This window comes from Novosphingobium ginsenosidimutans (assembly GCF_007954425.1).
Lineage (GTDB): Bacteria > Pseudomonadota > Alphaproteobacteria > Sphingomonadales > Sphingomonadaceae > Novosphingobium > Novosphingobium ginsenosidimutans.
In genome coordinates, this window is the sequence record NZ_CP042345.1 from 1,718,962 (window position 1) to 1,735,577 (window position 16,616).

General features: G+C 64.1%; 14 protein-coding genes. 11 read left to right on the forward strand and 3 right to left on the reverse strand.

All coding sequences use genetic code 11. From position 1 onward, the window contains the following. Positions 1–6 precede the first annotated feature (6 nt). The 5 genes from FRF71_RS08605 to FRF71_RS08625 are packed head-to-tail and all read left to right on the forward strand — an operon-like array spanning position 7 to position 7,918. Positions 7–1,509, forward strand: coding sequence for a tryptophan halogenase family protein (locus FRF71_RS08605; RefSeq protein ID WP_147090270.1), 1,503 nt, complete (start codon positions 7–9; stop codon positions 1,507–1,509). Next, complete coding sequence (locus tag FRF71_RS08610) at positions 1,509–3,338, forward strand: alpha-amylase family glycosyl hydrolase (protein ID WP_147090271.1); 1,830 nt, start codon at positions 1,509–1,511, stop codon at positions 3,336–3,338. Before FRF71_RS08605 ends, FRF71_RS08610 begins: the two co-directional genes overlap by 1 nt. Beyond that, a complete protein-coding gene (locus FRF71_RS08615) occupies positions 3,335–4,972 on the forward strand; it encodes an alpha-amylase family glycosyl hydrolase (RefSeq protein WP_147090272.1) in 1,638 nt (545 codons plus the stop codon). The genes FRF71_RS08610 and FRF71_RS08615 overlap by 4 nt, the downstream gene beginning before the upstream one ends. A gap of 1 nt (position 4,973) precedes the next feature. Then, a complete protein-coding gene (locus tag FRF71_RS08620) occupies positions 4,974–7,010 on the forward strand; it encodes a glycoside hydrolase family 97 protein (RefSeq protein ID WP_147090273.1) in 2,037 nt (678 codons plus the stop codon). Next, the gene (locus tag FRF71_RS08625) at positions 7,007–7,918 is read left to right on the forward strand and encodes an alpha/beta hydrolase (RefSeq protein ID WP_238339153.1); all 912 of its coding nucleotides are present in this window, start codon (positions 7,007–7,009) and stop codon (positions 7,916–7,918) included. The genes FRF71_RS08620 and FRF71_RS08625 overlap by 4 nt, the downstream gene beginning before the upstream one ends. A 124-nt stretch (positions 7,919–8,042) precedes the next feature. Here the strand turns inward: FRF71_RS08625 and FRF71_RS08630 are convergent, their stop codons facing one another. Then, entirely contained in the window at positions 8,043–8,522 is a 480-nt protein-coding gene (locus FRF71_RS08630) for an Lrp/AsnC family transcriptional regulator (RefSeq protein ID WP_147090274.1), read from the reverse strand. A 102-nt stretch (positions 8,523–8,624) separates the two neighbouring features. On the opposite strand from FRF71_RS08630, the gene FRF71_RS08635 reads away from it, so the two are divergent. Then, positions 8,625–8,870 (forward strand): DUF6356 family protein, encoded by a 246-nt coding sequence (locus FRF71_RS08635; RefSeq protein ID WP_147090275.1) that lies wholly within the window; start codon positions 8,625–8,627, stop codon positions 8,868–8,870. 61 nt (positions 8,871–8,931) lie between these two features. Here FRF71_RS08635 and FRF71_RS08640 read toward each other — a convergent pair whose 3' ends face one another. Beyond that, a complete protein-coding gene (locus tag FRF71_RS08640) occupies positions 8,932–11,034 on the reverse strand; it encodes a PQQ-dependent dehydrogenase, methanol/ethanol family (RefSeq protein ID WP_147090276.1) in 2,103 nt (700 codons plus the stop codon). Positions 11,035–11,183: 149 nt separating this feature from the next. On the opposite strand from FRF71_RS08640, the gene FRF71_RS08645 reads away from it, so the two are divergent. Beyond that, on the forward strand, positions 11,184–12,053 hold the full coding sequence (locus FRF71_RS08645) for a dienelactone hydrolase family protein (RefSeq protein WP_147090277.1): 870 nt from the start codon (positions 11,184–11,186) through the stop codon (positions 12,051–12,053). Here the strand turns inward: FRF71_RS08645 and FRF71_RS08650 are convergent. Further along, on the reverse strand, positions 12,050–12,508 hold the full coding sequence (locus FRF71_RS08650; protein WP_147090278.1) for a hypothetical protein: 459 nt from the start codon (positions 12,506–12,508) through the stop codon (positions 12,050–12,052). The genes FRF71_RS08645 and FRF71_RS08650 overlap by 4 nt on opposite strands. A gap of 144 nt (positions 12,509–12,652) precedes the next feature. On the opposite strand from FRF71_RS08650, the gene FRF71_RS08655 reads away from it, so the two are divergent. The 4 genes from FRF71_RS08655 (at position 12,653) to FRF71_RS08670 (ending at position 16,586) form a co-directional block, all read left to right on the forward strand. Further along, the gene (locus FRF71_RS08655) at positions 12,653–13,567 is read left to right on the forward strand and encodes an SPFH domain-containing protein (protein ID WP_147090279.1); all 915 of its coding nucleotides are present in this window, start codon (positions 12,653–12,655) and stop codon (positions 13,565–13,567) included. Positions 13,568–13,571: 4 nt separating this feature from the next. Next, on the forward strand, positions 13,572–14,018 hold the full coding sequence (locus FRF71_RS08660) for an NfeD family protein (RefSeq protein WP_147090280.1): 447 nt from the start codon (positions 13,572–13,574) through the stop codon (positions 14,016–14,018). A gap of 31 nt (positions 14,019–14,049) precedes the next feature. Next, positions 14,050–14,448: a peptide-methionine (R)-S-oxide reductase MsrB gene (gene msrB / locus FRF71_RS08665; RefSeq protein WP_147090281.1), complete on the forward strand. Its 399-nt coding sequence runs from the start codon at positions 14,050–14,052 to the stop codon at positions 14,446–14,448. A 104-nt stretch (positions 14,449–14,552) separates the two neighbouring features. Then, entirely contained in the window at positions 14,553–16,586 is a 2,034-nt protein-coding gene (locus FRF71_RS08670) for a transglycosylase domain-containing protein (RefSeq protein WP_147090282.1), read from the forward strand. Positions 16,587–16,616 lie beyond the last annotated feature (30 nt).

Below are 16,616 nucleotides of genomic sequence, written 5' to 3' on the forward strand. Positions count from 1 at the left end.
TGACCCATGGGTGATGGCAGGCCATATCGGATAGTCATCCTCGGCGGCGGGACCGCCGGCTGGATGAGCGCAGCCGCCCTGGCACGGTTTGCCCCGGCCACCCATTCGATTACCCTGATCGAGAGCGAGGCAATCGGCACCGTTGGCGTCGGCGAGGCGACGATCCCCGCGATCATGCTGTTCAACCAGGCGCTTGAGCTCGACGAGGCCGAGTTCCTGCGTGAGACGATGGGCTCATTCAAGCTCGGCATCGAATTTGCCGGCTGGCTGAAGCCCGGTCACTCCTACATGCACGCCTTTGGCGAGGTTGGCCGCCAGCTTGGCCTGCTGCCATTCCGCCACTATTGGGCGCGCGGCCGCAAGCTTGGACTGGCTAAGCCCCTGGCGCATTATTCGCCGAACGAACTGGCTGCCCGCACCGGCCGGGCCGGGCCGGGCGCGCCGGGCGTTTCGCTGCCTTATGCCTATCACTTCGATGCCGGGCTCTATGCCGGCTATCTGCGCCGCTATGCCGAAGCGCGCGGCGTTACTCGTCATGAAGGCAAGATCGCCTCGGTCCAGCGCGCCGAGAGTGGTGATATCGCCGCGGTGACGACCGACGATGGCCGCAGCTTTGAAGGTGACTTCTTCATCGATTGCTCGGGCTTCCGCGGTCTGCTGATCGAGCAGGAACTGGGCGCCGGCTATGAGGACTGGCGCCATTGGCTGCCGTGCGACCGCGCGGTCGCCGTGCCCTGTGCGGCCTCGGGTGATTTCACGCCCTACACCCGCTCAACCGCCCGCTCGGCCGGGTGGCAATGGCGCATTCCGCTGCAGCACCGGATCGGCAACGGCCATGTCTATTGCAGCGAGTTCATTTCGGATGATGAGGCGACGGCGGTGCTGCTGGCCAATCTCGATGGTCCGCCTGCTGCCGATCCGCGCCCGCTGCAGTTCGTCACCGGACGGCGGCGCAAGTTCTGGGACCGCAATGTCCTGGCTGTCGGCCTGTCGAGCGGGTTCATGGAGCCGCTGGAATCGACCTCGATCCACCTGATCCAATCGACCATCACACGCTTCCTCACGGTCCTGCCGGGCGGTCCGGTCGACGATGCGGTGCGCGACGGCTTCAACCGCCGCGCCGCCCTGGAGTTTGAGCGGATCCGCGATTTCCTGATCCTGCATTACTGGGCCAACCAGCGCCACGGCGAGCCGTTCTGGGATCACTGCCGCAACATGGACCTGCCGGACAGCCTCAAGGCCCGGATCGAAGAGTTCCAGGCCGCCTGCGTGATCCAGCCCAGTGCTGATGAGCTGTTCACCGAGGTGGGCTGGCTCCAGGTCATGGTCGGCCAGGGGCTGGAGCCCGCCAGCTGGAACCCGATCGCCGATGGCCTGTCTGACGCCGATCTTGGCCGGTTTCTGGACGGCGTTGAGCGCGCCGCAATCGAGGCCGTCCGGCCGATGCCGCAACATATCGACTATCTAGCCTCGCTGGTCACGGCTGAGGCTGCAAGGGGAGCTGCCTGATGATCCGTACGCTTGGCCTTGCGCTCGCCGCGCTGTCGCTTTCCGCCCCGCTCGCTGCGCAGGAAAGTCCGGCCAAGGCCGAATTGCGCGCGCGTACGCCGAACGAGGAGATCGTCTACTTCGTCCTGCCTGACCGGTTCGAGAACGGCGATCCGAAGAACGATACGGGCGGGATCAAGGGTGACCGCCTGAAGCACGGCTTCGATCCGGTGCACAAGGGCTTCTACCATGGCGGAGATCTCAAGGGGCTAACCAGCCGGCTCGATTACATTCAGGGGCTGGGTGCGACCGCGATCTGGTTTGCGCCAATCTTCAAGAACAAGCCGGTCCAGGGTCCCAAGGGTGACGAGAGCGCTGGTTACCACGGCTATTGGGTGACCGACTTCACCCAGGTCGATCCGCACTTTGGCACGAACGAGGACTTCAAGGCCTTCGTCGATGCCGCCCATGCCCGCGGCATGAAGGTCTACATGGACATCATCGCCAACCACACGGCCGATGTGATCCAGTACCGCGAAGGCGGGGACTATGCCTATCGCGGCAAGGCCGACTATCCCTATTCGCGCCGCGGCGGCGTGGGCGGCGCACCGATCAATCCGGGCTTCAACGGCGATGCCGATGCCAGCCCGGAAAACTGGGCAAAGCTGACCGATCCGACCTGGGCCTATACCCCCTTCGTGCCGAAGGAAGAGGCCAATGTGAAGGTGCCGGCCTGGCTCAACGATCCGATCTATTACCACAACCGCGGCAACACCAACTGGGTGGGCGAGAGCGCCGTGTTCGGCGACTTTGTTGGCCTTGACGATATCGCGACCGAGCACCCGCGCGTCATTTCCGGGATGATCGAGATCTACGGCAGCTGGATCGAACGTTTCGGCATCGACGGCTTCCGGATCGATACGGCCAAGCACGTCAATCCCGAGTTCTGGCGCGCCTTCGTGCCGGCGATGGAGCGGATTGCCCGCGACAAGGGCATTCCCAACTTCCACATCTTCGGCGAGGTGGCGACGCAGGATGTCGATCCGGCGCTGCTGGCGCGCTGGACGCGCATGGGCGGGCTTACTTCAAACCTCGACATGGCCTTTGCCAGTGCGGTGGTGCAGACCACCTCGGGCAAACTTGGCACGGCTGTGCTGGCCCGCCTGTTCGAGGATGACCTACTTTACCAAGGCGGTGAGAAGGGGGCGCTCAACCTGCCGACTTTCCTCGGCAACCATGATTTTGGCCGTTTTGCGATGTTCGTGAAGCAGTTCAATCCCGGCATCAGCCAGGACGAACTGCTGGCCCGTGTCATGCTCGGCAATGCCATGCTGCTCACCCTGCGCGGCGTGCCCGTGATTTACTATGGCGACGAACAGGGCTTCGTCTCGGACGGTAACGACCAGCTGGCGCGCGAGGACATGTTCCCGTCCAAGGTCGCGGTCTATAACGACAATGACCTGATCGGCACCGATGCGACCACGGCCCAGGCCAACTTCGATCGTAATCACCCGCTCTACCGCCAGATCGCGACGCTTGCCGAAGTGCGCAAGGCAACGCCCGCGCTCTATGCCGGTGCGACGATCAGCCGCGCCTTTTCGGACAAGCCGGGGCTCTATGCCGTGTCGCGGATCGATCCTGAAACGGCGCAGGAAGTGGTGCTGGCCTTCAACACCTCGAACCAGCCTGTTACCCAGCGGATTGGAACCGAGCCGCGCAGCCTGACCTTCAAGCCACTGGCTGGCCAGTGCGCGCTGACCGCTGACGCTCCCGGCAGCCTGACCATTACCCTGCCGCCGTTCGGCTATGCCGTCTGCGCGGCGCAGGAATCCAACGTGAGTTCCAAATGAATCGCCTGACCCGAATTGAATCCGCCGGCCAGGATCAGGTCGGCCATGAATGGTGGCGCGGTGCGGCGATCTACCAGATCTATCCGCGCAGCTTTCGCGATTCCAATGGCGACGGGATTGGCGATCTGCCCGGGATCACCGAGCGGCTCGATTACGTCGCCAAGCTGGGCGTCGATGCAATCTGGATCTCGCCCTTCTTCACCTCGCCGATGGCCGATTTCGGCTATGACGTGGCCGATTACTGCGGCGTCGATCCGATCTTCGGGACGCTGGCCGATTTCGACGCCCTGGTTGCCCGCGCGCATGAGCTGGGCCTACGCGTCACGATCGATCAGGTCTATTCGCACACCTCGGACCAGCACGCCTGGTTTATCGAGAGCCGCGCCAGCCGGGATAATCCCAAGGCGGACTGGTTCGTCTGGGCCGATGCCAAGCCCGATGGCTCGCCGCCGACCAACTGGCAGTCGGTCTTCGGCGGTCCAGCCTGGACCTGGGATGCGCGGCGCTGCCAGTATTACCTGCACAACTTCCTCTCCAGCCAGCCGCAATTGAACTGCCATAACCCGGCGGTGCAGGATGCCCTCCTCGGCGTGGCGCAGTTCTGGCTGGATCGCGGCGTCGATGGCTTCAGGATCGATGCGTTGAACTTTGCGATGCACGATCCGCTGCTGCGCGATAACCCGCCGGCCGAATGCGATGGCAAGCCGCGCACGCGTCCGTTCGATTTCCAGCAGCAGCTGTACAACCAGTCGCACGCCGACATTCCGCGTTTCATCGAGCGGATCCGCGGCCTGACCAACCGCTATCCCGGCATCTTCACCGTGGCCGAAGTGGGCGGCAAGGATGCCGAGCGCGAGATGAAGCTGTTCACGAGCGGTGAAGCGCGGCTCAACAGCGCGTATGGCTTCGATTTCCTCTATGCCAGCCAGTTGACCCCTGCCGTAGTCGCTCGCGCGCTGGAACAGTGGCCCGATGGACCTGACATCGGCTGGCCCAGCTGGGCCTTCGAAAACCACGACGCCCCGCGCGCGCTCTCGCGCTGGTGCACGCCCGATCAGCGCGAGGCCTTTGCCCGGCTGAAGGTGACGCTGCTTGCCGCACTGCGCGGCAATATCATCGTCTACCAGGGTGAAGAGCTGGGGCTGACCCAGGTCGAGATCCCATTCGAGCAGCTGCAGGACCCCGAAGCGATTGCCAATTGGCCGCTGACCCTGGCCCGCGATGGTGCCCGGACCCCGCTGCCGTGGCAGGCGCAGAGCGAGCAGGGCGGCTTTACCGCCAGCTCAGCCCCCTGGCTGCCGCTGGGCGAGGAGAACATGGCCCGGGCGGTTGACCGGCAGGACAACGATCCGGCCTCGCTGCTCAACCTCACCCGCAGCCTGCTGGCGCTGCGCCACCAGACCCCGGCGCTCCGCAATGGCACTTGCGAAGTGGTCTTGGCCGACGCGGCGCGGCTGGTCCTGCGCCGCACATCGGGCGGCGCGAGCGTGCTGGCAGTCTTCAATATCTCCGCTGCCGATCCGGGCTGGCCGGAAGGCCTCAGCACCGCCGGCACCCCACTCTTCGCGGTCAACGGGGCAGAACCCAGCCGCTTGCCCGCCTTCGGGGCGGTTCTCATCCGGGAGAGCAATTGACATGAAGCCGATCCGTTTTGCCCTTGGCCTTGGCCTTGCGCTGGCTACCGCGCCGGCGCTGGCCCAGCAGGTGCCGGTTACGGCCAGCTCGCCCGATGGCACCGTCAGCGTCACCGTTTCGATCGATGGCGATGGCCGCGCGGCCTACGCCGTGACCCGCAAGGGCAAGCCGATCATCGCGCCCTCACGCCTGGGCTTCCTGTTCACTGATGAGGCCAAGATCGAGCGCCGCCTGACCATCACGGGGCAGGAAGTGCGGGACTTTGACGAGACCTGGACCCAGCCCTGGGGCGAATGGGCGAGCATTCGCAACCGCTACCGCGAGTTCAAGGTCCATCTGAAGGAAACGACGGCGCTGGCCCGGGTCTTCACTGTTACCTTCCGCCTCTATGAAGACGGCGTCGGCTTCCGCTACGAATTCCCGCAGCAGCCGAACATGGCGAAGACCAACGTGGCCGACGAGCTGACCGAATTTGCCTTCGCCCAGGATGGCACCGCCTGGTGGAAGCCGGCCTATCTTTGGAACCGCGAGGAATATCTCTACAACAAGACCGGTCTGTCATCGGTTTCGACCGCCGCGACGCCGATCACGATCAAGCTGACCGATGGCACCCATGTCGCGCTGCACGAAGCCGCGCTGGTCGACTTTTCGGGCATGAATGTGACCCGGACCGAAGGCACAACCCTGCGCGCCAATCTAACCCCCGGCGCGGGCGGGCCCAAGGTTCAAAAAAGCGGGGCCTGGAATACCCCCTGGCGCACCCTGATCATCGCCGACAATGCCCCTGGCATTTACCACAGCCACCTGATGCTGAACCTCAACGAACCCAACAAGCTGGGCGACATGAGCTGGTTCAAGCCGGGCAAGTTTGCCGGCGTGTGGTGGAACATGATCAAGGGCGAATGGTCGTGGGCGCGCGGGCCAAAGCACGGCGCGACCAATGCCAACGTCAAGGCCTACATCGATTTCGCCGCCGCCAACGGCATCCCCAACGTGCTGGTCGAAGGCTGGAACGTGGGCTGGGACGGTGACTGGTTCGGCAACGGCTGGGCCATGGACTTCACCAAGCCGACCGAAGACTTCGATATCGCCATGCTTTCCGCTTACGGCAAGAAGAAGGGCGTCCGGCTGGTTGGCCACCACGAGACCGGCGGCGCGGTAACCCACTACGACAATCAGCTGGACCGCAGCTTTGCCTTTGCCGCCAATTACGGGATGATGGTGGTCAAGACCGGCTATGTCACCGATGCTGCGCAGCTGGAGCGCGTCGATCCCGATGGGACCAAGCACCGCGAATGGCTTGAGGGCCAGTGGATGACCAACCACTTCGTCCGCGTCGCCGAGACTGCCGCAAAGTACAAGATCGCCTTCGACAGCCACGAGCCGGTCAAGGGCACTGGTCTGCACCGCACCTATCCCAACTGGGTGGCGCGCGAAGGCATGCGCGGCATGGAATACAACGCCTGGATCGGCGGCAAGAACCCGCCCGAGCACGAAGCGAACCTGGTATTCACCCGGATGCTCGAAGGGCCGATGGACTTCACCCCCGGCGTGCTGAGCCTAAAGGGCTCGGAGAACAGCGACATCCTCTCGACCATTGCCAAGCAGCTGGCGCTTTACGTGGTGATCTATTCGCCGGTGCAGATGGTGGCTGACACGCCCGAGAACTACGCGAAGTTCCCGAAGGAGCTGAAGTTCATCCGCGATGTGCCGACCGACTGGCAGGAAACCCGCGTCCTCAATGGCGAGATCGGCGACTATGTCACGATCGCCCGCAAGGAGCGTGGCGGCGAGGGCTGGTACGTTGGCGCGGTGGGCGATGAGAACGCTCAGACCGTCTCGTTCAACCTCGACTTCCTGACCCCCGGCAAGCGCTACAAGGCCGAGATCTATCGCGATGGCGACGATGCCGATTACCGCACCGACAAGCGCCACTCGATCGCGATCGAGAGCAAGGTGCTGACCAGCGCCGACAGCCTGACTATGCGGATCGCGCCGGGCGGCGGCTTCGCGATCCGGCTGGTACCGGCCAAGTGAGGGCGCTGGGCGGCCTGCTGGCGCTGCTTGGCGCCATGCTGGCCGCCCCCGCGCTCGCGCGCGAGCAGGCCGGACGCTTCCTGGAATACGAACATGTCGCCGCCGCAGGCCTGCCCGAACAGCGGCTGACGATCTGGCTGCCGCCGGGCTATGACAAGGGCAAGCAGCGCTACCCGGTGCTCTACATGCATGACGGGCATAACCTGTTCGATCCGGCCAAGAGCAACTTCAACAAGGTCTGGGCGGCAGACAAGGCGATGCTGGCGGCGGTCAATTCGGGTAAGGTGGAACCGCACATCATCATCGGCGTCTGGGCGCCGGGCCGGGACCGCTATCGTCAGTATCTGCCGCAGACGATCTACCAGGCCACGAGCGGCACCCCGCGCGCGGCGATGGACGCGATGATCGAGGGGCCGGTGGTCAGCGATGCCTACCTTGCCTGGCTGGCCGGACCGCTCAAGCAATGGGTCGATGCCAGCTTCCGCACCCGGCCGGGGCGCGACGATACTGCGATCATGGGATCGAGCATGGGCGGCCTGATGAGCTGCTATGCCTTCCTGGAACGCGCTGAAACCTATGGCCGGGCGGGCTGCGTCTCGTCGCACTGGCCGGCGGCTGATCCGGCCAAGGTCGGGCCGGCCAATCCGGAGCTGATCGCGCTGTGGGATGGCTGGTTTGCCGCGCGGCTCGGCCAGCCCAATGGCCGCCGGGTTTGGATGGACCACGGCACGGCCACGCTCGATGCCTTCTACGCGCCTTACCAGCAGAAAATTGACGCGCGCTTCGCAGCCAGCGGCTGGCAGCGCGGACGCGACTGGGAAAGCAAGGTCTACGAAGGCGCCGAGCACGAAGAGAACGCCTGGGCCCGGCGCCTGCCCGAAGTGTTCGGCTGGCTGCTGCGGAATTAACATGGATCGGCAACCCTATCCGTCATCCCGGGCTTGACCCGGGATCCCGCTTTCTTTCGCGAGGCTGGACAAGGTAGCGGGACCCCGGATCAAGTCCGGGCTGACGAACCTGGGGACGACAATCCTAAGTAGGCCGCGGGAGGGCGGTGGTTGCCTTCATCCGCTCCATCGAGAAGCTGGAACTGACATCGGCCAGGTCCGGGATTGCGGCGATCAGCTTGCGATAGATCCGGTCATAGTGGGCGATATCGCGCACCACCAGCTTGAGTAGGTAATCGACATCGCCGGCCATGCGGTGACACTCGACAATCTCGTCAATGGCCGCGACCCCGCGCGAGAAGGCCTCAAGCCAGGCCGGGTCGTGGCGGTTGGTGCGGATCGAGACGAAGACCGTGGTGGCCAGCCCCAGCTTGGCCGGATCGACCAGCGCCACCCGGCGGGCGATGATCCCGCTGTCTTCCAGCCGCTTGATCCGCCGCCAGCAGGCATTGCTGGAGAGGCCGACCCGGTCCCCCACGTCCTGCACGGCGAGCGAAGCGTCCGACTGCAAAACCCCCAGGATCGCCCAGTCTATCGAATCCAATTGCAAAATATCGATCTGCATTGGGATAAAATAGCACTGAAATGCTGCACATGCCATAAAAAGGGTGATGATTTTGCATCCAGGCCGCGATATCTTTGCGTCAGATTTGGGGAGAGCCAGCCAATGTCACTCAAGACCCTGTTCACCGAGCACCCGGCCAGCGTCGATGAAACCTATGCCGAGCACCTGGCCATGGCGTCGGGCTTTGGCGTGCGGATGATCCTGGGCGGCTTTGCCTGCCTGCTCCACGGGATCTTCCCGTTCCTGTTCGTGAAGACCGGCTCGGCGCAGATTTCGACCCTGCACGAGCGCATGGTCGAAAACCGCCGCACCAAGCAGATGCCGGCGATCCTCGATTTCGTGATCTGAACAAAAAACCGGCCCGGCGCTGGGCCGGACCGGTTCCTTGTTTCAGCCTTGCGGCGCTGGCTCAGTGCGCGCCGAGCTTCTTGTCCTCATTGGCGCGCATGACCACCCAGAGCCGGATTGCTTCGATCTGTTCGGGCGTGAACTGGCCCTTCCAGCCAACCATCCCGTTCTGCTTGAGCAGGCCATCGTGGACGATTTCCTGCCACAGCTTGGGATTGCCCAGCGCCACCGAGTGACGCAGGTCAGGGTTGAGCACCCCTGCCACCGCGGTCGAGCCGTGGCAGACGCTGCACGAATTGGTATAGGCCTTCATGCCGATCGCCAGCTGCTGCGGCGTGCCGCTGGGCGGCGGCGGATCGAGCACGCGCTTCACCTCTTCGGGCGCGGTCGGCAAGGTACCCTTGGCACCCAGCTTGAACACCAGCAGGCGGCTGATGTTGGGCGTGATCCGCTTGGTCACCAGCTTGCCGGCCGAAACGTCCCAGACGCCGCCCCAGCCAACCATCACCGCGACATACTGTTCACCGTCGATCATGTAGGTCATCGGCGCGGCCAGGATCCCGCTCTGTGCCGGGAACGACCACAGCTGCTTGCCGGTATCGGCGGCATAGGCGCGGAATTCGCCGAGCGCGGTGCCCTGGAACACCAGGTTGCCGGCCGTGGCGAGCGTGCCGCCGTTGGTTGGGGTTTCCTGAGGGACCTTCCACTTGATCGTGCCGGTGACCGGATCGAAAGCGACCAGCGCCCCGGTCATTGCCGCCGCCGTTGCCTGGCGGACTGCCTGGTCCGGCGGCAGGTTGCCGGCCGAGGCATCGATCCCCAGCTGGAAGCCGGTCGTGCCGGGCTTCCATTCCGGATCGTGGGCATAGACCTGCGGGGTGTTGTTGGTCGGGATATAGACCAGGCCGGTCTTGGGGCTGTAGCTCATCGGGGTCCACGAGTGGGCCCCGACTGCGCCAGGGAAGCCCAGGAAGGGCTTGTTCGTCAGCTCGTACTTGGCTTCGGGATTGACATCGGGCTTGCCGGTCTTGGGATCGAGGCCCTTGGCCCAGTTGATGCCTTCGACGAACGGCTTGCCCGAAATGAACTCACCTGTTGCGGCATCGAGCACATAGAAGAACCCGTTCTTGGGCGCGTGCATGATGACATGGCGCGGCTTGCCGCCAATGGTCAGGTCGGCAACGGTGATCTGCTGGTTGCTGTCAAAGTCCCAGCGATCTTCCGGGGTTTCCTGGAAGTGCCAGACATATTCGCCCGTGTCCGGCTTAATCGCCACGATCGAGGCAGTGTAGAGGCTGTCGCCCGCGCCATCGGTGTTGCGATAGGCCGGGTTCCACGGTTCGGCATTGGCCGTGCCGAAGAACACCAGATCGGTCTTGGGATCATAAGTGATCGAATCCCACACCGTGCCGCCACCGCCGCGCTTCCAGAAGTCGCCGCTCCAGGTCTTGACTGCCGCTTCAAGGTACTTGCCGTCCTGTGGTTTCGACGGATCGCCCGGAACGGTGTGGAAGCGCCACAGCTCGTTACCGGTCTCGGCATCGAAGGCCGCGAGATAGCCGCGGGTGAAGTATTCCGCCCCGGCCGAACCGATCAGCACCCGGCCCTTCACGATCCGCGGTGCCCCGGTGATCGCCATGTGCGAGCCTTCGGGAATGGTCAGCTTCTTCCAGACGACCTTTCCGGTCTTGGCGTCGAGCGCGACGAGGTGCCCGTCTAGCGTGCCGACGTAGACCTTGTTGCCATAGAGCGCGACGCCGCGGTTGACCGCATCGCAGCAGACCTCGACCAGCTTTTCGCGCGGCACCTGTGGATCATAGGACCACTTCAGGGCGCCGGTCTTGGCGTCATAGGCCTTAACCATCGACCATGCGGTGGTGGTGTAGAGTACGCCATCGTGCATCAGCGGCGTGGCTTCCTGCCCGCGCGCCGTATCGAGATCGGCCGACCAGGCCAGGCCTAGCTGGCTGACGTTGCCATCGTTGATCGCGGTCAGGGTGGAGAAGCGCTGCTCGCCATAGTCGCGCCCGTAAGAGAGCCATTCGCCCTCTGCCGCGGCCAGGATCTTGGCGTCGGTCACGCCCTCGGTCGCCGGTGGTGAAACCGATTTTCCGCACCCGGCCAGCGCCAGCAGCGCGGCAGCAGCAAGCAGCCTCAAACGCATTGCATCCATCCCCTTCCATGCGACGGGCCTGGATCTTCCCGGATCCGGCTCCTTTGTTCGGGCACTCTGCCGTTAATCGCGCGGTTAAGCTAGCCCTCTTGTGCAGTCCCGGTTATGATCGCGCCGGGTGGGGCACAAGGAGCTTGGCGATGTGTGATGACCTGACCGCGATCGAGGAACAACAGGCGCTGGACGCGCGCGGGATCGATCGCCGCAGCTTTGCTGCATTGGGCGTAGCGGGCCTGGGCGTGCTGGCCGCGCCACTGGCGGCCAAGGCCCCGGCCGGGCTGGCCGAGCAGATGGTCACGGTGACCACGCCCGATGGCAAGCTTGATGCCTTTTTCGTCCACCCGGCCAAGGGCCGGCACCCCGCCGTTATCCTCTGGCCCGACATTGCCGGCCTGCGCGAAGCCTACAAGGTGATGGCGCGGCGGCTGGCCGCCGATGGGCACGCCGTGCTGGTGCTGAACCAGTACTACCGTTCCGCCCCCGCGCCGCATTTCGACGCGATCACCCAGTGGCGCACGTCCGAGGGCCAGGCCAAGCTGCGCCCGATGATCCCGCTGCTCACACCCGAAGCGATCGAGCGCGATGCCAAGGCGGCTGTCGCCTGGCTCGATGGCCAGAAGGCGGTCGACAAGAAGCGCGGCATCGGCTCATCCGGCTATTGCATGGGCGGGCCTTTCACCGTGCGCACGGCCCACGCCGTACCGGGCCGGGTCCGCGCGGCGGCCTCGTTCCATGGCGGTTCGCTGGTGACAGACAAGCCCGACAGCCCGCACCAGCTGCTGAAAGCAACCAAGGCTGGCTATCTCTTCGCCATCGCCCGCAATGACGATGCCCGCTCTCCGGGGGACAAGGACGCGCTACGCGATGCGGCGAAAGCGGCGGGTCGTCCGGCCGAAGTGGAAGTCTATCCCGCCGACCACGGCTGGTGCACGATCGATTCGCCGGTGTTTGACAAGGTTCAGGCCGACCGCGCGTGGGAGCGGATGCTGGCGCTGTTCCGGACACTTTAGTCGGCCGTCGGGACCTGCTTCTTCAGCTTCACCAGCGTGACCATCTCGTCATAAAGCTCGATCATGTGGCTGGCATGCCACTGGTCGAGCACGCAGCGGACCCGGCCGAAGAAGGCGGGCACGCTCTCGAGCAGATAGGATTGGCGGCCACCCTCTGCGCGGCTCTCGGGCGCTTCGATCTCGATCCCCTGACCGCGCAGGTACGAAACGGTTTCGTCGATATGCTGGGCGAGTGCGATCTTGCGCAGTTCGTTGCTGCCGCTGCGGGCGTGGCCTAGCTCTTCCTTGGCCTTGGCCATCAGATCGTCGACGTACTGCGAAACGCGGTCCATGTTCTCGCGCTTCAGCGCGATCATCTTGTCGACATAGTCCTGCTGGACGCGCAACCGCGCGGTGTCCGGATGCTCCGAACCCCAGAAGGCCTGTCCGAAATCCATCGGCTTGTGCTGGATCATCTCGTTTTCCGAAATCTCTGACCGGACTGCACCATAAGGAACTGTGCTTACCCAGCCGTTAAGCAAGGCACGATGTCCGGTTTCGCTTGCCCGCCCTTGGCGGGACGCTAACATTGGGGTTCCAGACTGTTCTAGGAGTTTGTGATGGAAGGCTTTTTGCTGGCGCTGTTGCTGCTGGTTTTCGTATTCCTGCTGATGGGTGTGCGGGTGGTCCGGCAGGGCTATGTCTACACGATCGAACGACTGGGGAAGTACACCCTGGCCGCCCAGCCAGGATTGCACGTCATCATCCCGTTCATCGACCGGGTCGGTCACAAGGTGAACATGATGGAACAGGTGCTGGATATTCCAGGCCAGGAAATCATCACGCGTGACAACGCCATGGTTGGGGTTGATGCAGTGGTGTTCTTCCAGGTGCTCGACGCCGGCAAGGCGGCCTACGAGGTATCGAACCTGTACGTCGCGATCATGCAATTGACGACCACCAACTTGCGCACCGTGATGGGCTCAATGGATCTCGACGAGACGCTGTCAAAGCGCGACGAGATCAATGCCCGGCTGCTTTCGGTGGTGGATCACGCCACTTCGCCGTGGGGCGTCAAGATCACGCGCGTCGAGATCAAGGATATCCGTCCGCCAGCCGATATCTCCAACGCCATGGCCCGCCAGATGAAGGCCGAGCGTGAGAAGCGCGCTCAGATCCTTGAAGCCGAAGGCCTGCGGGCGGCTGAAATCTTGCGCGCCGAGGGTGAGAAGCAGGGGGCGATCCTCTCCGCCGAGGGCCGCCGTGAAGCCGCCTTCCGCGATGCCGAGGCGCGCGAGCGCGAGGCCGAAGCCGAGGCCAAGGCAACCACGATGGTCTCTGATGCGATAGCCAAGTCCGGCACCCAGGCGCTCAACTACTTCATTGCCCAGAAGTATACCGACGCCGTCGCGGGCTTCGCCTCGTCGCCGAACGCCAAGACCATCCTGTTCCCGGTCGAGGCCACCCAGCTGATCGGTTCGGTCGCCGGGATTGGCGAACTGGTCAAAGATGCGCTGGGTGAGAAGAAGGTCTGAAGCGATGGAATGGCTGCCTAACCTGGACCCGCACTGGAACTGGCTCGCGCTCGGGCTCGTGCTGGCGGTTGCCGAAATGGCAATACCCGGCGTGTTCCTGATCTGGCTGGCCGGAGCGGCAATTCTGACCGGCCTCGCTACCTGGGTCCTGCCCATCGGCCTGCCGGTGCAGATCGTGTTGTTCGCTGCGCTGGCCATTGTCTCGGTCTTTATCGGCAAGCGGTATCTTGGCCGTAATCCGATTCACGAAGCCGACCCCGGCATGAACGACCGCGGGGCGCGATTGCAGGGTGAAGTGGTGACCATTACCCACGCCATCGATGGCGGCACCGGACGGGCGCGGCATGGCGATACTGAATGGCTGGTGCGCGGCCCCGAAGCGGAACCGGGCACGCGGATGCGGGTTGCGGGCAACGATGGTGCGGTGCTGCTTGTCGAGCACCTGCACTGACCCCATATTCTGGCCTCAAGGAGTATCTGTCATGGCAGACAAACTGAACCTGACCGAGGCCGAGTGGCTCGAGAAGCTGGGGCCCGAACGCTACCATATCCTGCGCCAGGCCGGGACCGAGCGTCCGTTCACCGGCAAGTATGAACGCAACAAGGACACCGGAACCTATGTCTGCGGCGGCTGCGGCGCGCCGCTGTTCGCTTCGGACGAGAAGTTCGATTCCGGCTGCGGCTGGCCCAGCTATACGGCCCCGCTGCCCAGCGCGCCGATCGACGAGCTGGTTGATACCAGCCACGGCATGATCCGCACCGAGGTACGCTGCGCCCGCTGTGACGGGCATCTGGGACACGTTTTCCCCGATGGTCCGGCACCCACGGGACTGCGCTATTGCATCAACAGCGCCAGCCTGGATTTCGAACCGAAGGAATAAGCACGGGCTCTGCACCAAATCTGCGATTCACCGCAGGTTACAATTGGCCTATGCAGAACGGGACCGGGCCGGCCGCGGCCCGCTGGAGGGATTAGCACACCACAATGGCGCGCAAGGATGGTAAGGGGCGCAGCGCGCCGATCAAGGAAGAGCCAAGCGGCTTTCGGCGATTCATGCGCAAGCTGTTTGTCTGGGGCGCTTCGCTGGCCGTTGTTGGCTTGCTGGTGCTGGCTGTTGCAGTCGGATTGACCGCACGTTCGCTGCCCGAGTTCGATGAACTTAAAAGCAGCCAGGTCGGGCAGACCATTCTGGTCCGTGCGCGTGACGGCACTGAGCTGGTCTCAATCGGGCCAAGCTATGGCCGCTGGCTGAAGTACGACCAGATTCCGGAGGTGATGCGCACCGCGATGGTTTCGGTCGAGGACCGGCGCTTTCGCTCACACCCGGGGGTCGATCCGCTTGGCCTCGCGCGCGCCAGTTACCTGTCGGTGGTGACTGGCAAGGGGCCGCGCGCAACATCGACTATTACCCAGCAGCTTGCCCGCAACATCTTCCTCAACAGCAGTCGCAGCTATACCCGGAAACTGCGTGAGGCTGTCCTGGCGCTGGCGCTGGAATGGAAATTCTCGAAGGACCAGATCCTCGAGCTCTATCTCAACAAGGTTTATTTCGGCGGCGGCGCCTATGGTGTCGATGCCGCCAGCCGCAAGTTCTTCGGCCATCCGGGTACCGAGATTACCCTGCCCGAAGCGGCGATCATTGCCGGCCTGGTCAAGGCGCCGTCGCACTATTCACCTACGGCCGATACCGAAGCAGCGGTCGATCGCGCCAAGGTCGTGCTTTCGGTGATGGAGAGCAATGGCGATGTGACCCCGGCGCAGGCCACGGGGGTGGACTTTACCGCGATCAAGTTCGCTGCGGAAAGGAACCAGAACTCGGTCCGCTATTTCACCGACTGGGCCCTGCCGCAGCTTGACCTGCTAGTGCCCGACAACACCCAGGCGATCGAGGTGTGGACCACGCTCGATCCCAAGATGCAGGCTGCGGCGACCAAGGCGATTGAGTCCAATACGCCCAAGGGTGCCCAGGGCGCACTGGTCAGCATGGACCGCGACGGGGCGGTTTTGGCCATGGTCGGGGGGACGGACTACGTCTCGTCCAACTATAACCGTGCGGTCAACGCGGTGCGCCAGCCAGGATCGGCATGGAAGCTGTTCGTCTATCTGGCGGCGCTTGAGGCGGGCTATACGCCGAACGACCGGGTAGTCGATGAGCCGGTCACCATCGATGGCTGGAGCCCGCGCAATTCGAACGGCAGCTACGCCGGTGAAATCGATGTGCGCACCGCCTTTGCCTATTCGAAGAACACCGTCGCTGCGCAGCTGGGCAACGAAGTGGGCTTCAGCGCCGTCGCCGGCATCGCCAAGCGGTTCGGGATTACCACCCCGATCTCGACGGTCCCCTCGATGGTGCTGGGCACCAACGATGTCCGCCTGATCGACATGACCCGTGCCTTTGCTGCCGTATCGGCCAAGGGCCGGGCCATCGACCCCTATGGCATCGTCAAGGTCCAGACGGTCGACGGCAAGGTGCTGTATGAGCGGGCGGTGCGCGAAGGACCGCTGCTGGTGCCGCAATATGTCTCCGCCGGGATCACCGATCTGCTGCAGAGCGCGGTCAGCACCGGCACCGGCCGCGCCGCGCAGATCGGGCGGCCCGTCGCGGGCAAGACCGGAACCACCAACTCCAACAAGGACGGCTGGTTCCTGGGCTTCTCCAGCGGGATTACTACAGGCGTCTGGATGGGGCGCGATGACGCCAAGTCAGTTGGCAACCTGCTGCAGGGTGGCACCGCGCCGGCGCGGGCCTTCGCGGCCTATATGACCGTCGCCGTGGCAGGCCGGCCGATCGAGAAGTTCGATACCGAGGTTACCCTGCCTGCCTGGCAGCTTGAGCCCGACGACGAGGCGCAGCTGAGCGGCAATCCCGACGAATATTACTATGCCGATGATCAGGGCAACATGGTCGAACCGAGCCGCCAGGACCTGCCGCAGGAACAATTGCCCGACCAGCAGGCGCCGCCGCCCGCCGCCAACGACGAGTTCCTGCGCGAGGCAACTGGCGCGCGGCCGAACTGACCCGCAAAAAACCCCCGCCGGATCAGGGCG